The sequence below is a fragment of the Enterobacter sp. 241F3 genome, assembly GCF_034106785.1.
In the GTDB taxonomy this organism is placed as follows: domain Bacteria; phylum Pseudomonadota; class Gammaproteobacteria; order Enterobacterales; family Enterobacteriaceae; genus Enterobacter; species Enterobacter vonholyi.
In genome coordinates this window covers 425,088-439,968 of the sequence record NZ_JAWNDD010000002.1, presented here as the reverse complement: position 1 = coordinate 439,968, position 14,881 = coordinate 425,088, and the positions used below count along the sequence as shown (strand labels likewise).

Below are 14,881 nucleotides of genomic sequence, written 5' to 3'. Positions count from 1 at the left end.
CTCCTCAAAACAGGAAATAGCGTTGCGCCATCGGCAGAACGTCAGCCGGTTCGCTGGTAATCAGTTCGCCGTCGACGCGCACCTCGTAGGTTTGCGAGTCGACGGTGATATTGGGCTGCAGGCCGTTATGGATCATGTCGGCCTTTTTCACCGTCCGGCAGCCTTTTACCACCGCCGTGGCGCTCTGCAGGCTGAGCTGCTGCGGGATGCCGTTGGCACTGGCGGCCTGCGAGATAAACGTCAGCCGGGTGGCGTGGCGCGCGGCGCTCAGCGCGCCAAACATCGGGCGGTAATGCACCGGCTGCGGCGTGGGGATCGAGGCGTTGATATCGCCCATCGGCGCGCAGGCGATCATCCCGCCCTTGACGATGGTGGCGGGTTTGACGCCGAAGAACGCCGGGGACCAGACCACCAGATCCGCCAGCTTGCCCGCCTCAATCGAACCGACCTCATGGGCGATACCGTGGGTCAGCGCCGGGTTTATGGTGTATTTGGCGACGTAGCGCTTCACGCGGAAGTTGTCGTTATCGCCGGTCTCTTCCGGCAGCTCGCCGCGCTGGATCTTCATGCGGTGCGCAACCTGCCAGGTACGGATAATCACTTCCCCGACGCGGCCCATGGCCTGCGAGTCTGACGAGGTTAGCGAGAACGCGCCTATATCGTGCAGGACATCTTCGGCTGCGATGGTCTCCCGGCGAATGCGGGATTCGGCAAACGCTACGTCCTCGGCGATATCCGGATCGAGGTGATGGCAAACCATCAGCATGTCGAGATGCTCGTCGATGGTATTCACCGTGTAGGGCAGGGTCGGGTTGGTGGAGGAGGGCAGAATATTCGGGTGCGCGCAGGCGGTGATGATATCCGGCGCGTGGCCGCCGCCTGCGCCTTCGGTATGGAAAGTGTGGATGGTGCGCCCTGCGATGGCCGCCAGCGTGTCTTCGACAAACCCGGACTCGTTCAGCGTGTCGCTGTGCAGCGCCACCTGAATATCCATCTCTTCGGCCACCTCCAGCGAGCAGTTGATCGCCGCAGGCGTCGCGCCCCAGTCTTCGTGGATCTTCAGCCCGATAGCGCCGGCGGCAATCTGCTCGCGCAGGGCGTCCGGGTTGGAGCCGTTACCTTTACCGAGCAGGCCGATATTCACCGGCAGCGTATCGGCTGCCTGCAGCATGCGGGCGATATACCACGGCCCCGGCGTGCAGGTGGTGGCGTTGGTTCCCGCCGCGGGGCCGGAGCCGCCGCCGATCATGGTCGTGACGCCGGAGACCAGCGCCTCTTCCGCCTGCTGCGGGCAGATCCAGTGGATGTGGGTGTCGATCCCGCCCGCGGTGACGATCTTCCCCTCGGCGGCGATCACTTCCGTTGCCGCGCCAATCGGGATCGTCACGCCGGGCTGAATGTCCGGATTACCGGCTTTGCCGACGGCGAAGATCCGCCCGTTCTTTACGCCGATATCGGCTTTTACGATCCCCCAGTGATCGACGATCAGCGCGTTGGTGAGAACCAGATCCACGCAGTCGTCTGCGGTCATCTGCCCCTGACCCATGCCGTCGCGGATCACCTTTCCGCCGCCGAATTTGACCTCTTCGCCGTAGATCGTGAGATCGTCTTCCACTTCGATCCATAGCTCGCTGTCGGCCAGCCGCACTTTATCGCCGGTGGTGGGGCCGAACATATCGGCATATGCCCGGCGTGAAATCTCAGCCATGTTTCACCTCGCCCATCACCTCGCCGCGAAAACCGAAAATGCGCTGCGCGCCCGTGACCTGAACCAGCGTCACCTCACGCTTCTGGCCGGGCTCGAAGCGCACGGCGGTGCCCGCCGGGATATTCAGCCGGTAGCCTTTGGTGGCTTCCCGCTCGAACTTCAGGGCCGGGTTGACCTCGTAAAAGTGGTAATGCGATCCGACCTGGATCGGCCTGTCGCCGTGATTTTCGACAACCACGCTTTGGATTTCACGCCCGACGTTGAACGCAATCGTTCCGGGCTGGATCTGGTATTCACCTGGGATCATCGCGCGCTCCTTAGACGATCGGGTTATGGACGGTGACGAGCTTCGATCCGTCCGGGAAGGTGGCTTCGACCTGAATATCCGGGATCATTTCCGGCACGCCTTCCATTACCTGATCGCGCGTCAGGACGTGGCGGCCCGCCTCCATCAGCGAGGCGACGGTTTCGCCATCGCGCGCGCCCTCCATGATGAAGGCGCTGATCAGCGCGACCGATTCCGGGTAATTAAGCTTTACCCCGCGCGCAAGGCGGCGTTCGGCAACCAGCGCGGCGGTGAACAGCAACAGCTTGTCTTTTTCTCTGGGGGTCAGTTCCATAACGTTTCTCTTATGTCTGCCAGATACGCGGCGAACAGGCGGTTTTGGTGGTGAGAAGCGGGCGAAGCGACTGCCAGACGTCACGCATCACCCGCTGGCAAATCAGGTTGTCATCGGAGAGAAAACGCACCGAAAGCAGATCGTCGGTGAGCGTTGCCCCCGCAAAGTGTTCCAGCGGCGCGAGCCGTTCGCGTACCGTGTCGAGATGTTCTTCATTGGCCGGATAGAACAGCAGCGTGCCGAGCCATGGATATCCGGCGACGGGCGTGAGATTGCCGTCGGCAAGGTGCTGACGCTCAATCAGGCGCGGTTCATCCTCAACCCAGACTTCAAGGCGGCTCTCCAGCGTGCCGTGGCTGAAGGTCTCATTGATCACCGGGCGCCCCAGACAATAAAGCTCCCACGCTAGCAGCGTGCTGGAGGTCTTCAGGTGGAAGACGGAGCGCAGCGCGGCGTTCGCACCCGGGAAGATAATAGTGTCCTGCGGTAGCCACTCCAGCGTGGATTCATCATCGAGATAAAAGTGCTGATTCAGGCGAGCCTGCGGGCCGCTGCTGCGATAGAACTTGCTGGCGCCGGGCATCGTGATAAGCACATGGCTTTTGGCGTCCAGCCGAACGGAAATGTCCAGCGTATCGCCGCCCACAATTCCGCCGGGCGGGTGCAGCAGATAAAGGTGGCAGGTTTCCCCTTCGGGATAAAATGGACGCTGAACGGTAAGCGGCCCGACGTGATGAGCGGAGTGCAGGAGGGTTTTCTCAGGGGTGTGACAAAACTGCAGGGCAAGCGACGCCTGCCAGCCTTTGTACGAATTATCAGTGACCTGAGCTGCTAACATACTGCATCCATCTGCTCATCATCGGGGTCGTTTCAGTATGCCCTGGCAGAAATGAAGGCTGTCATATGAGTCGCTTATGGATGGCGGTTAAGACGAAAAAAAAAGCACGCCCCGGGGGACGTGCTGTCTGACAAACATCGCGATGCCGTTATTTCAGGTGCTCATGCAGCGCTGCGCCTGCCTGCTCCAGGGCAACTTTAACCGTTGGCTCCTGGCTCAGCGGGTTAAGCAGGCCGTAATCGTGGATCATGCCGTTATAGCGCGTGACGGTCACCGGGACGCCAGCCGCATCCAGCTTACGCCCGAATGCTTCACCTTCATCCCGCAGAACGTCCAGCTCTGCTGTCTGAATCAGCGTCTCCGGGAAGCCTTTCAGCTGCGCGGCGCTGGCGCGAAGCGGAGAGGCAAGGATATTGTTGCGATCGGCCGCGCTGGTGGTGTAGTTATCCCAGAACCATTTCATCATGTTTTTTGACAGGAAATAGCCGTTATCGAACTGGTTATACGAGGCAGTATCAAAATTCGCATCGGTCACAGGCCAGAGCATGACGTTGTAGCGAATTTTGGGCCCATTGAACTGTTTTGCCTGCAGCGCCACGGAAGCCACCATATTGCCGCCCACGCTGTTACCGACCAGACCCAGACGGCTACCGTCCACGCCAATTTCCTGACCGTGTTCGGCTACCCATTTTGTCGCTTCATAGGCCTGATTGATGGCCACCGGGAAATGGGCCTCAGGTGACGGCGTGTAATCAACGTAAACCGCTGCGGCGCCTGATGCGCGAACCAGATCGCGGATTAAGCGTTCATGGGTTGGGTAATCGCCCAGCACCCAACCGCCGCCGTGGAAGAACATAAATGCCGGGAGCGTGCCGGTCGCGTTTTCAGGTTTCACTATTTTCAGTTTGATCGCCTGACCATTTACCTGGATCGTTTTTTCTGAAACCTGAGCGGGCGGCAGTTTTGCGCCTTGCTGCGCGCCGATCAGTACCTGGCGGGCCTCCTGCGGGGTCATCTGTTCCATTGGCTTACCCTTGCCGGAATTCAGAATATTAAGAAACGCCTGTACGCCTGCGGTCGGAGCTGGGGTATTGGTGGTTTGAGCGGATGCAGCAGCTGACGCGAAGACGGAAGAAACCAGGATGGCGGTTAGTGTTTTCATGGTGGTACCTCTTTAAGCGCATTTGATCGGATGAGATAACTAAATAGTGTGCTACTTAGTTGCTGGTATAATACTTGCGCGCAAGATACTTTTAGTCAAACATTATTTATAATTTTTTTTAGGCAACAGATTCGGAGTTGATAGAAAAATGAAAGAAAACAAAACGCTAGATGATTTACTTTGCTTCTCGCTGTACTCGGTCACCAATGCGTTTGTTCGCCAGTATCGTCCCCTACTACAAGAGATGGATTTGACCTACCCGCAATTCGTTGTTTTGATGGCGCTTTATGAGAAAGACAACATTCCACTTCGCGATCTCAGCGATAAGACGTTTTTTGATTCGGGCACATTGACGCCTCTTGTACAAAAGCTTGAGGCAAAAGGATTCCTCAACCGTATCGCGGTTGTGGGGGATGAAAGGATGAAAAATGTCGTGCTGACCGATAAGGCGAAAGAACTGAAAAAACGGGTGATGGCATTGCCGGACCAGATTCGCTGCAGCATGCGGATGAACGATGATGAGCTTGATATGCTAAAAAAACTTTCCCGAACGCTGCTGGACGATTTGTAAGAACCCTTCGGTGGGGGGGAACCCACCGAAGCGATGTGTCGTTACCGATAGTCCTCCGCATCCACATCATACCCGGACGGCTCCCAGCGGATCGCCAGCAGCGATGCCAGGCCGATAAACGGCGCCAGCGCAATCACCCAGAACACGGCGGTGTCGAGCGACGCCACCAGCAGCGGGAACAGGAACAGCGACAGCGTAGAACTACTGCGCATCAGCGTCTGGTTGAGACCCACGCCCACGCCGCGCAGCGAGGTCGGGTAGCTCAGCGAGGCGAACGTCATGGTATGCGCGCCCGGGCCAAAGCCCTGACCGAAAAGGAATAGCGCCAGCATCGCCACGGCAAGCACGCCTTCAGAGGCACCTTCCGGTCGGCCAATCAGCGCGAGGCCCAGCAGCGCGACAAGCTGGCAGGCATAACCCGCAAGCGACATTCGCCATGCGCCGAAGCGCGGCACGTAGCGTACCGCCAGCAGTCCGCCGACGAAGGCAAACAGCAGGTTAAGCACCAGAGAAATGAGAATGGTGGTGAGCATCGACTGGACAAAGAAGCTGGAGATGATCACCGGCAGACCAAACGCCACGGCGTTGTAGGCGAACGAGGAGACGACGGACAGCAGCGTGGCGAGCGTCGTGCGGCGTAAGTAGACGCCGCGAAATAGATTCAGATAGTTTGACCATTTCGCTTTATTCACGACGGGTGCAGGCTGGCCGAGCGCATCCTGCGGGACGTGGGCGTTAATATTGTACGACTGCCGCAAAATCGACGCCGCCTCCTTCAGATTGCCCTGATTCGCCGCCCATACCGGCGATTCGCTCATATAGCGGCTGCGGATGGCGATAATCACCAGCGCGGGCACCGCGCCAAAGCCGAGAATTAAACGCCACAGCCAGTCGCTGTGGCTTTCCGGCAGCGCGGCGTAGAAGAACAGCACCAGCAGGTAGGAGACGCTGATGGCGGCATACCAGGTGGGGCACCACATCGCGACGCTGGAGGCTTTGTTTCCCGGACCTTTCAGCCTGGCGAACTCGCTTAAAAACGCCATCGCCACGGGAAGGTCGATCCCGACCCCAAGCCCCATCACAAAGCGGGCTCCCGCCAGCACATATTCGTTCGGGGCCAGCGCACAGGCGATGGCAGCCACCACGAAGAACACCATATCAGCCATAAAAACGCGGTAGCGCCCGATTTTATCCGTGAGGTACCCCCCGAGCAGCGCCCCGACAATCGCGCCAAAGGTAATTGCCGAGGCCACCATACCGGTCCCGGCGGGCGTAAGGTTAAATTCGCGGGTGATATCTTTTATGCCGAAGGCCAGCGCGCCCAGATCGTAAGCATCGAGGAAAATCCCGCCCAGCGCGATACCGACCACGATGCGGGCATTGGCCCGGCCCTGTGAGCCGTCATTAACGAGGCGTGATACATCCGAAGCGCTGCGCACCCACTGGATGTCGCCATCGGGGTGTTTTTCTGCCGTTGAAAGGGGAGTTGTTTCTGTGATTTCAGCCATTTTCTTCTAATGTGGTTGTGTTGTGTCATTAACAGTTACCACAGGCAGAAGGTGACCAAAATCACATTTGGCTATAAGGCATAACTAACCCTTACGGCGCGTCTTTTTTCTTCCTCTTGAGCTTCGTCCAGATTTTGGTCTCCTGACGACGCCACAGGCGCTGAATATTATCGTGATGACGCAGCAGGATAAGGCAGGAGAGCATCGACACCGGGAAGGTGAACTGAGGTTTAAACCACCAGACGTAGAACGGGGCGATCAGCGCGCTGACGATGGCGCCCAGCGAGGAATAGCCGCTCAGCAGAATGGTCAATAGCCAGGTCCCGGCCATCACGCCGGTTAGGTCCCAGCCGATAGGCGCAATGGCACCAAAGGCGGTCGCCACACCTTTGCCACCTTTAAAACCGAAGAATACGGGCCAGATGTGGCCGACACAGGCCGCAATAGCGATAAGCCCCAGCCAGAACGGCGTGACGCCCAGCGCATACGCGCCCCAGACGGGCAGCATCCCTTTCAGAACATCAAAAATCAAAACCGCTACGGCTGCTCCCTTGCCACCAATTCGTAGTACGTTGGTCGCCCCCGGATTCCCGGAACCATTTTCACGCGGGTCGGGTAACCCGGCGATGCGGCAGACCAGAATGGCGCTGGAGATTGAGCCGCAAAGATAGGCGAGGAGGATCATTCCAGGCGCGATTGCACTCATAACGCTGTTCCGTTTTGAAAATGTATCTGTATTCTCAGCATCTGTGGATAATACGCATAATTCGCCGGAAGTGGTATCCGGTTTAGCCAAAAAGCAGGCAGGTCGTGATGGATATTGTATTTATAGAGCAACTTTCGGTAATCACCACAATTGGTGTTTACGACTGGGAACAGACCATCGAGCAGAAGCTGGTGTTCGATATCGAAATGGGATGGGATAACCGCAAATCGGCAAAAAGCGATGACGTGAACGACTGTCTCAGCTATGCCGACATCAGTGAAACGGTCATTGCCCACGTTGAAGGGCAACGTTTTGCGCTGGTCGAACGGGTGGCGGAAGAAGTCGCAGAATTGCTGCTGAAAAAATTCAACTCACCGTGGGTACGCATCAAGCTGAGCAAGCCGGGCGCGGTGGCGCGCGCCGCCAACGTTGGCGTCATCATTGAGCGTGGCACAAATCTGAAAGGCAAGAATTAACGTCATAATTGCTAAACCATTTTAGGTTATACCGGTCTTAAAGCTGTATCTTTCACGGTAGCCGTTGGGGCGACCGTTTTTTTATATCTTTTTAGGGGTTTATAGATGAGCGATATGCACTCGCTGCTGGTGGCGGCAATACTGGGTGTGGTCGAAGGATTGACGGAGTTTTTACCGGTTTCCAGTACCGGCCATATGATTATCGTTGGCCATCTGCTGGGCTTTGAAGGCGATACCGCCAAAACGTTTGAAGTGGTTATCCAGCTGGGTTCGATTCTGGCGGTGGTGGTGATGTTCTGGCGCCGTCTGTTTGGCCTGATCGGTATCCATTTTGGCCGTCCGCCGCAGCACGAAGGGATGAGTAAAGGTCGCCTGTCGCTGATCCATATTTTGCTCGGGATGATCCCGGCGGTGGTGCTGGGTCTGGTTTTCCACGACGCCATCAAATCGCTGTTTAACCCGATTAACGTGATGTACGCGCTGGTGGTGGGCGGCTTCCTGCTGATCGCCGCGGAAGTGCTAAAGCCAAAAACGCCGCGCGCGGAAGGTCTGGACGATATGACGTATCGTCAGGCGTTTATCATTGGCTGCTTCCAGTGTCTGGCGCTGTGGCCGGGCTTCTCGCGTTCAGGCGCAACCATCTCCGGCGGGATGCTGATGGGCGTAAGCCGTTACGCCGCGTCAGAGTTCTCATTCCTGCTGGCGGTGCCGATGATGATGGGCGCCACTGTACTCGACGTCTATAAGAGCTATCACTTCCTGACGACTGGCGATATTCCAATGTTCGCCGTTGGCTTCATCACCGCGTTTATCGTGGCGCTGATTGCCATCAAAACCTTCCTGCAGTTGATTAAGCGTATCTCGTTCATTCCGTTCGCGATCTATCGCTTTATCGTTGCCGCTGCGGTGTACGTAGTCTTCTTCTGACCGATAGCCCTCAGTCTTTTGGCTGAGGGCAGTGTTTTTCCTTCCAGTCAGACACCGCCTGAATTCGCCGTTTCGTGAGTTCTTCGCGAATTTCCGGACCTTTGAATCCCGCCTCGACAACGTCCTTCGTCGGCACCGCTTTTGCTACCTCCCAGGCTTTACGCAGTAAACGCCCCTGCGGATAATCGCACGCCTCAAACCCGGTACGCCCGCGCACGTCAGCTTCGCTGGTCAGCGCGATTTGCTCCACGCGCTGCGGTTTACGCCAGGCGTCGATGTTATCGAAAAGCTTAACGATGGTGGCCGGTTTGAGGATGGGGAAGGTGTGGATCAAATCGTGGAATTCCGCCACCAGTTTCGCCAGATCGCGGATTTCGTTCGGCACGCGCAGACGCTGGCACAGCCCCTCGACCAGCTTCACCCCTGCCGGGCCGTGCCCGTGGTGGCGAGGCCAGAATTCTTTTGGCGTTAGGCCTTTGCCGAGATCGTGGCACAGGGTGGAAAAGCGCACGTCCACGTCAGGGCTGAGCATGGCCGCCATGCTCAGGGTCATCAGCGTGTGTACGCCGGTATCAATTTCCGGGTGCCATTTCGCCGGAGCAGGCACGCCAAACAGCGCGTCTATTTCCGGGAAGAGCACCTTCAGCGCGCCGCAGTCGCGAAGGACCTGGAAAAAGACCTGCGGGTTGCGCGTTGTGAGAGCATTTTCCGTTTCTTTCCAGACGCGCTCTGGCGTCAGGTGTTCAAGCTCGCCCGCCTCGGTCATGGCGGTCATCAGCGCCATGGTTTCATCGGCAATACGGAAGCTGAGATGGGCGTAGCGTGCGGCAAAGCGCGCCACGCGCAGGACGCGGAGCGGATCTTCAGAAAACGCCGGGGAGACGTGACGTAAAAGACGGTTGCGCAGATCGTCCTGGCCGCCATAAGCGTCAACGATCTGGCCGTTCTCGTCCTGCGCCAGCGCGTTGATGGTGAGATCGCGGCGCAGAAGATCTTCCTCCAGCGTCACGTCCGGCGCGGCATAGCAGGTGAAGCCCGTATAGCCCGAACCTGATTTCCGCTCGGTACGCGCCAGGGCATACTCTTCACGACTTTTCGGGTGGAGGAAGACGGGAAAATCGCGGCCTACCTGCTGGTAGCCCGCGTCGAGCATCTCTTCCGGGGTGGCGCCAACCACCACCCAGTCTTTATCTTTGACCGGCAGACCTAACAACGCATCACGTACCGCACCACCGACCAGATAACTTTTCACGCCCAACTCTCCCGTTTTCTCTTTTCCAGAATGATACGTAAGTCTGGCAGAGAAGACGAATTAGTTCATCCAGCGGTCTTTACGCTTACGGCTCGGGATCAGGTGCGGCAGAACCAGGCCCAGCACCAGACCGACGCCCAGTACGCCGCCGCCATACATAAACCACTGCATGATGATGGTGCGCTGTTTATCGTCGAGCTGCAGATTGGCGGCATTCACTTTCTTCTGCGCGACAATCAGCTCGTTTTTCAGTTTCTGGTTCTCTTCTTTCAGACCGTTAATCACACCGTCGCTTTGCGCTACTTTCTGCTGCATTTCAGCGGTGCGCTGGTTCCAGGTGCCGTCGATGTTGTTCAGCTTGTCGGTCAGGGTCTTCACCTGGTTTTCCAGATCGGGAACGCGCGTGCGCAGGCTTGGCACGGTGCTCAGCTCTTTCAGCGGGATCCAGGACGTACGGCCGGTACTGTCGCGAACCTGACCGTAATTGGTGTCCGCGTTGGTCTGTAACAGGGTGACTTCCTCGCCGGCATTTACCGTACCCACGAGGCGATAATTATCTCCGGGGCCACTGCGTACCCAGGTGTTCAGTTCGTCAGAAACGTAACGCTTTTCTTCAGCGTGCACTGCGGTTGCGGCGCTAAAAGCGAGTAAAGTAAGTCCAATCAGGCGTAATTTAAGCATCATTAGTCGTTATTTTCATAAATAGTGGAACGATAGTAGTGGCAACAGTGTCTCTACGCAAAGCATTCGTCAGCAATCAGAATCATCTGTGTCACGACTCTACACATTTACGCCCGACAAATTGCTCATTGCATGGCAATTTGGCGCAAAATACTATGTACTGACAAACAAATGGCGAGGAAGTTCGCCCTCATTGACGCGTCTGTGACGCCCGCAAAAGTACAAGGCTATGGCTCAGGAAATCGAATTAAAATTTATCGTCGAAAAAGACAGCGTTGACGCACTCCGCCAGCATCTGCATACGCTTTCCGGCGAACACCATGCACCGGTACAACTGCTTAATATCTATTACGAAACGCCAGACAACTGGCTGCGCCGCCACGATATGGGGCTGCGCATCCGTGGCGCGAGCGGGCGCTACGAGATGACGATGAAAATTGCCGGCCGCGTGGTCGGCGGTTTACATCAGCGCCCGGAATACAATATCGACATCAGTAAGCCAGAACTTGAGCTGGAACGTTTCCCGGCGGAAGTCTGGCCGGAAGGCGAGCTGCCTTCCGCGCTGGCGGAACAGGTACAGCCGCTGTTCAGCACCGATTTCTGGCGCGAAAAATGGCTGGTGACGGAAGGCAAAAGCCGCATCGAAATCGCCCTCGATCTGGGTGAGGTGAAGGCAGGGGAATTCCAGGAACCGATTTGCGAACTGGAGCTTGAGCTGCTGGAAGGGGACGCAAATGACGTTCTGAAGCTGGCGCGCAGGCTGGTGAACCATTCCGGATTACGCCAGGGGAGCCTGAGCAAAGCCGCGCGGGGTTACCATCTGGCCGCCGGAAATGCGCCGCGCGTGCTGAAAGAGACGACCATTTTGCACGTTGCGCCGAAAGCCAGCGTTGAACAGGGTCTGGAAGCCGCGCTGGAGCTGGCGCTTTCTCAGTGGCAGTACCACGAAGAGCTGTGGGTGCGAAATGTGAAAAACGCCAAATCCCACGTGCTCGCGGCGATTGCCCTGGTGCGCCACACCCTGACGCTATTCGGCGGCATCGTTCCTCGCAAAGCGAGCGCTCACTTACGTGATCTGCTGACGCAAACCGAAACGCTGATGCTCTCCGACGTCTCAGCGCAAACGGCGATCTACAGCCCGCAGGCCGCTTCGGCAAAACTGGCGCTGACCGAGTTTCTGGTCACGCGCGGCTGGCGCGCCTTCCTGGATGCGAAAGCCGAGGCCAAAATCGCGGAAAACTTTAAGCGTTTCGCGGACATTCATCTTTCCCGTCATGCCGCTGAACTGAAGAGCACCTTTGCGTATCCGCTCGGCGATAAGTATGGCGATCAGCTTCCCCGTCTTTCGCGCAACATCGACAGCATGCTGCTCCTTTCCGGTGCCTACGACGGGCCACAGGCGCAGGCGTGGCTGGAAAACTGGCAGGGGCTGAAGCATGCCATCGAAACCCGTCAGCATATTGAAATTGAGCATTTCCGTAATGAGGCCATTTCGCAGGAGCCGTACTGGCTGCACAGCGGAGAACGTTAACTCTGGCAAGGAACCCCTAGAATGCCGCTTTCTTCAGCGTTACAGCAGCAGTGGCAGACCGTTTGCGAACGTCTGCCTGAGTCATTACCGGCGTCATCGTTAAGCGAGCAGGCGAAGAGCGTGCTCGCCTTCAGTGATTTTGTGCAGGAAAGCATCGCCGTCTACCCGGACTGGCTGGCGGAGCTTGAAAACGCACCGCCGCAGGCGGACGAGTGGCGGCACTATGCCGGCTGGCTGCAGGCCGCACTCGAAGACGTAGCGGATGAAGCGACGCTGATGCGCGTCCTGCGCCAGTTCCGCCGTCGGGTGATGGTGCGCATTGCCTGGGCGCAGGCGCTGGAGCTGGTGAGTGAAGAGAGTACGCTGCAGCAGTTAAGCGAGCTGGCGCAGACGTTGATTGTCGCCGCGCGCGACTGGCTCTACGCCGCCTGCTGTAAAGAGTGGGGCACGCCGTGCAGCGAGGAAGGGGTTCCTCAGCCGCTGCTGATTCTGGGGATGGGCAAGCTGGGCGGCTGCGAACTGAACTTCTCCTCCGATATCGACCTGATTTTCGCGTGGCCCGAGAACGGCTCTACGCGCGGCGGCCGTCGCGAGCTGGACAACGCCCAGTTCTTTACCCGCCTCGGTCAGCGTCTGATTAAGGCGCTGGATCAGCCGACGCAGGACGGCTTTGTTTACCGCGTGGACATGCGCCTGCGTCCGTTTGGCGACAGCGGACCGCTGGTACTGAGCTTTGCCGCGCTGGAGGATTACTACCAGGAGCAGGGGCGCGACTGGGAGCGCTATGCGATGGTTAAAGCGCGGATCATGGGCGACAGCGGCGACGCTTACGCTAACGAACTGCGCGCCATGCTGCGCCCGTTCGTGTTCCGTCGCTATATCGACTTCAGCGTCATCCAGTCTCTGCGTAATATGAAAGGGATGATCGCCCGTGAGGTTCGCCGTCGCGGGCTGAAGGACAACATCAAGCTCGGCGCGGGCGGCATTCGCGAAATCGAATTTATCGTTCAGGTCTTCCAGCTTATTCGCGGCGGGCGTGAGCCGTCGTTACAGTCCCGCTCGCTATTGCCGACGCTGAGCGCCATCGAGCAGCTTCATCTGCTGCCGGACGGCGACGCGCAAACCCTGCGCGAGGCCTATCTTTTCCTGCGACGTCTGGAAAACCTGCTGCAAAGCATCAACGACGAACAGACTCAGACCCTGCCGGGGGATGACCTTAACCGGGCGCGCCTGGCCTGGGGCATGCGCGTGGATGACTGGTCTACGCTGACCGAACGGCTGGACGCTCACATGGCGGGCGTACGCCGCATCTTTAACGAGCTGATTGGTGATGACGAAAGTGAATCGCAGGACGACGCGCTTTCCGAGCACTGGCGCGAGCTGTGGCAGGACGCGCTCCAGGAAGATGACACCACGCCGGTGCTGACGCATTTAACCGACGACGCCCGTCATCGCGTGGTGGCCCTAATCGCTGATTTCCGTCTCGAACTGAACAAACGCGCAATCGGCCCGCGCGGTCGTCAGGTGCTGGATCACCTGATGCCGCATCTGCTGAGCGAGGTCTGCTCGCGGGCGGACGCGCCGGTGCCGCTGTCGCGCATGATGCCGCTGCTGAGCGGGATTATTACGCGCACCACGTATCTGGAGCTTCTGAGCGAGTTCCCGGGGGCGCTGAAGCATCTGATTACGCTCTGCGCCGCGTCGCCGATGGTGGCGAATAAGCTGGCGCGATATCCGCTGCTGCTGGATGAGCTGCTCGATCCGAACACGCTGTATCAGCCCACGGCGACGGATGCCTACCGGGACGAGCTGCGTCAGTATCTGCTGCGCGTGCCGGAAGAAGACGAAGAGCAGCAGTTGGAGGCGCTGCGCCAGTTTAAGCAGGCTCAGATGCTGCGCGTGGCGGCGGCGGACATCGCCGGAACGCTGCCGGTGATGAAAGTGAGCGATCACTTAACCTGGCTCGCGGAGGCGATCATCGACGCGGTAGTGCAGCAGGCGTGGGTGCAGATGGTGGCCCGCTACGGCCAGCCGAAGCATCTTGCTGACCGTGAGGGGCGAGGGTTTGCCGTGGTGGGTTACGGCAAGCTCGGCGGCTGGGAGCTGGGATACAGCTCCGATCTGGATTTAATCTTCCTGCACGACTGCCCGGTTGACGTGATGACCGACGGTGAGCGTGAAATTGACGGGCGTCAGTTCTACCTGCGCCTGGCGCAGCGCATCATGCACCTGTTCAGCACCCGCACCTCGTCGGGCATTTTGTATGAAGTCGATGCGCGCCTGCGTCCGTCCGGCGCGGCGGGCATGCTGGTCACTTCAACGGAATCCTTCGCCGATTACCAGAAGAATGAAGCCTGGACGTGGGAGCATCAGGCGCTGGTGCGCGCTCGCGTGGTATATGGCGATCCGCAGCTCAAAACGCAGTTCGATGCCATCCGTAAGGAGGTTATGACCACCGTGCGCGAGGGCAGTACGCTGCAGACCGAAGTGCGCGAGATGCGCGAGAAAATGCGCGCGCATCTGGGTAATAAACATCGCGATCGCTTTGATATCAAAGCCGACGAGGGCGGGATCACCGATATTGAATTCATTACCCAGTATCTGGTGCTGCTGCACGCGCACGACAAGCCTAAGCTGACCCGCTGGTCGGATAACGTGCGCATTCTGGAACTGCTGGCGCAAAACGACATCATGGACGAGCAGGAGGCGCAGGCTTTAACCCGCGCCTACACGACGCTTCGCGACGAGCTTCATCACCTGGCGCTGCAGGAGCAGCCGGGGCACGTGGCGCTGGACTGTTTTGTCGCAGAACGCGCTCAGGTAACGGCCAGCTGGCAGAAGTGGCTGGTGGAACCGTGCGTAACAAATCAAGTGTGATATTATCGCGCGCAAATTGTGAAT

At 58.2% G+C, this 14,881-nt stretch carries 14 protein-coding genes; 5 read left to right on the top strand and 9 right to left on the bottom strand.

Annotated features, from left to right (window positions below; translation table 11 throughout):
- Positions 1-4 precede the first annotated feature (4 nt).
- From ureC to UR504_RS09335, 5 genes are all read right to left on the bottom strand, one after another.
- A complete protein-coding gene (gene ureC, locus UR504_RS09355) occupies positions 5-1,708 on the bottom strand; it encodes an urease subunit alpha (protein ID WP_302237562.1) in 1,704 nt (567 codons plus the stop codon).
- Positions 1,701-2,015, bottom strand: a complete 315-nt coding sequence (locus UR504_RS09350) for an urease subunit beta (RefSeq protein ID WP_127732343.1) — start codon at positions 2,013-2,015, stop codon at positions 1,701-1,703. Before UR504_RS09350 ends, ureC begins: the two co-directional genes overlap by 8 nt.
- A 10-nt stretch (positions 2,016-2,025) precedes the next feature.
- Positions 2,026-2,328 carry an urease subunit gamma gene (locus tag UR504_RS09345; RefSeq protein ID WP_003862556.1) on the bottom strand — a complete coding sequence of 101 codons (303 nt, stop codon included), beginning with the start codon at positions 2,326-2,328 and terminating at the stop codon, positions 2,026-2,028.
- A gap of 10 nt (positions 2,329-2,338) precedes the next feature.
- A complete protein-coding gene (locus UR504_RS09340) occupies positions 2,339-3,166 on the bottom strand; it encodes an urease accessory protein UreD (protein WP_223580532.1) in 828 nt (275 codons plus the stop codon).
- Between the two features lie 148 nt (positions 3,167-3,314).
- On the bottom strand, positions 3,315-4,328 hold the full coding sequence (locus UR504_RS09335) for an alpha/beta hydrolase (protein WP_302237561.1): 1,014 nt from the start codon (positions 4,326-4,328) through the stop codon (positions 3,315-3,317).
- Between the two features lie 148 nt (positions 4,329-4,476).
- Here UR504_RS09335 and UR504_RS09330 point away from each other — a divergent pair, with 148 nt between their 5' ends.
- Positions 4,477-4,899, top strand: a complete 423-nt coding sequence (locus UR504_RS09330) for a MarR family winged helix-turn-helix transcriptional regulator (RefSeq protein WP_111963297.1) — start codon at positions 4,477-4,479, stop codon at positions 4,897-4,899.
- Positions 4,900-4,940: 41 nt separating this feature from the next.
- On the opposite strand, the gene UR504_RS09325 is transcribed toward UR504_RS09330, so the two are convergent.
- Positions 4,941-6,407, bottom strand: coding sequence for an MFS transporter (locus UR504_RS09325; RefSeq protein WP_302237560.1), 1,467 nt, complete (start codon positions 6,405-6,407; stop codon positions 4,941-4,943).
- A gap of 91 nt (positions 6,408-6,498) precedes the next feature.
- The gene (gene plsY, locus UR504_RS09320) at positions 6,499-7,113 is read right to left on the bottom strand and encodes a glycerol-3-phosphate 1-O-acyltransferase PlsY (protein ID WP_111963295.1); all 615 of its coding nucleotides are present in this window, start codon (positions 7,111-7,113) and stop codon (positions 6,499-6,501) included.
- 107 nt (positions 7,114-7,220) lie between these two features.
- Between plsY and folB the strand changes: the two genes are divergently transcribed.
- Positions 7,221-7,589, top strand: a complete 369-nt coding sequence (gene folB / locus UR504_RS09315; RefSeq protein WP_023333447.1) for a bifunctional dihydroneopterin aldolase/7,8-dihydroneopterin epimerase — start codon at positions 7,221-7,223, stop codon at positions 7,587-7,589.
- Between the two features lie 105 nt (positions 7,590-7,694).
- The gene (gene bacA / locus UR504_RS09310) at positions 7,695-8,516 is read left to right on the top strand and encodes an undecaprenyl-diphosphate phosphatase (protein ID WP_115876294.1); all 822 of its coding nucleotides are present in this window, start codon (positions 7,695-7,697) and stop codon (positions 8,514-8,516) included.
- A gap of 10 nt (positions 8,517-8,526) precedes the next feature.
- On the opposite strand, the gene UR504_RS09305 is transcribed toward bacA, so the two are convergent.
- Positions 8,527-9,768, bottom strand: a complete 1,242-nt coding sequence (locus UR504_RS09305) for a multifunctional CCA addition/repair protein (protein WP_127732337.1) — start codon at positions 9,766-9,768, stop codon at positions 8,527-8,529.
- 60 nt (positions 9,769-9,828) lie between these two features.
- Positions 9,829-10,449, bottom strand: coding sequence for a TIGR04211 family SH3 domain-containing protein (locus UR504_RS09300; RefSeq protein ID WP_024906484.1), 621 nt, complete (start codon positions 10,447-10,449; stop codon positions 9,829-9,831).
- 229 nt (positions 10,450-10,678) lie between these two features.
- Here UR504_RS09300 and UR504_RS09295 point away from each other — a divergent pair, with 229 nt between their 5' ends.
- Together UR504_RS09295 and glnE are read left to right on the top strand one after the other, a co-directional pair.
- A complete protein-coding gene (locus tag UR504_RS09295) occupies positions 10,679-11,980 on the top strand; it encodes an inorganic triphosphatase (protein WP_320739642.1) in 1,302 nt (433 codons plus the stop codon).
- 21 nt (positions 11,981-12,001) lie between these two features.
- Positions 12,002-14,857 (top strand): bifunctional [glutamate--ammonia ligase]-adenylyl-L-tyrosine phosphorylase/[glutamate--ammonia-ligase] adenylyltransferase, encoded by a 2,856-nt coding sequence (gene glnE / locus UR504_RS09290; RefSeq protein WP_302237551.1) that lies wholly within the window; start codon positions 12,002-12,004, stop codon positions 14,855-14,857.
- Positions 14,858-14,881: the final 24 nt, after the last annotated feature.

Bases quoted from the DNA above. Each gene is read 5' to 3' on its own strand.
- ureC (WP_302237562.1), bottom strand. From the start codon at position 1,708: ATGGCTGAGATTTCACGCCGGGCATATGCCGATATGTTCGGCCCCACC.
- UR504_RS09350 (WP_127732343.1), bottom strand. From the start codon at position 2,015: ATGATCCCAGGTGAATACCAGATCCAGCCCGGAACGATTGCGTTCAAC.
- UR504_RS09345 (WP_003862556.1), bottom strand. From the start codon at position 2,328: ATGGAACTGACCCCCAGAGAAAAAGACAAGCTGTTGCTGTTCACCGCC.
- UR504_RS09340 (WP_223580532.1), bottom strand. From the start codon at position 3,166: ATGTTAGCAGCTCAGGTCACTGATAATTCGTACAAAGGCTGGCAGGCG.
- UR504_RS09335 (WP_302237561.1), bottom strand. From the start codon at position 4,328: ATGAAAACACTAACCGCCATCCTGGTTTCTTCCGTCTTCGCGTCAGCT.
- UR504_RS09330 (WP_111963297.1), top strand. From the start codon at position 4,477: ATGAAAGAAAACAAAACGCTAGATGATTTACTTTGCTTCTCGCTGTAC.
- UR504_RS09325 (WP_302237560.1), bottom strand. From the start codon at position 6,407: ATGGCTGAAATCACAGAAACAACTCCCCTTTCAACGGCAGAAAAACAC.
- plsY (WP_111963295.1), bottom strand. From the start codon at position 7,113: ATGAGTGCAATCGCGCCTGGAATGATCCTCCTCGCCTATCTTTGCGGC.
- folB (WP_023333447.1), top strand. From the start codon at position 7,221: ATGGATATTGTATTTATAGAGCAACTTTCGGTAATCACCACAATTGGT.
- bacA (WP_115876294.1), top strand. From the start codon at position 7,695: ATGAGCGATATGCACTCGCTGCTGGTGGCGGCAATACTGGGTGTGGTC.
- UR504_RS09300 (WP_024906484.1), bottom strand. From the start codon at position 10,449: ATGCTTAAATTACGCCTGATTGGACTTACTTTACTCGCTTTTAGCGCC.
- UR504_RS09295 (WP_320739642.1), top strand. From the start codon at position 10,679: ATGGCTCAGGAAATCGAATTAAAATTTATCGTCGAAAAAGACAGCGTT.
- glnE (WP_302237551.1), top strand. From the start codon at position 12,002: ATGCCGCTTTCTTCAGCGTTACAGCAGCAGTGGCAGACCGTTTGCGAA.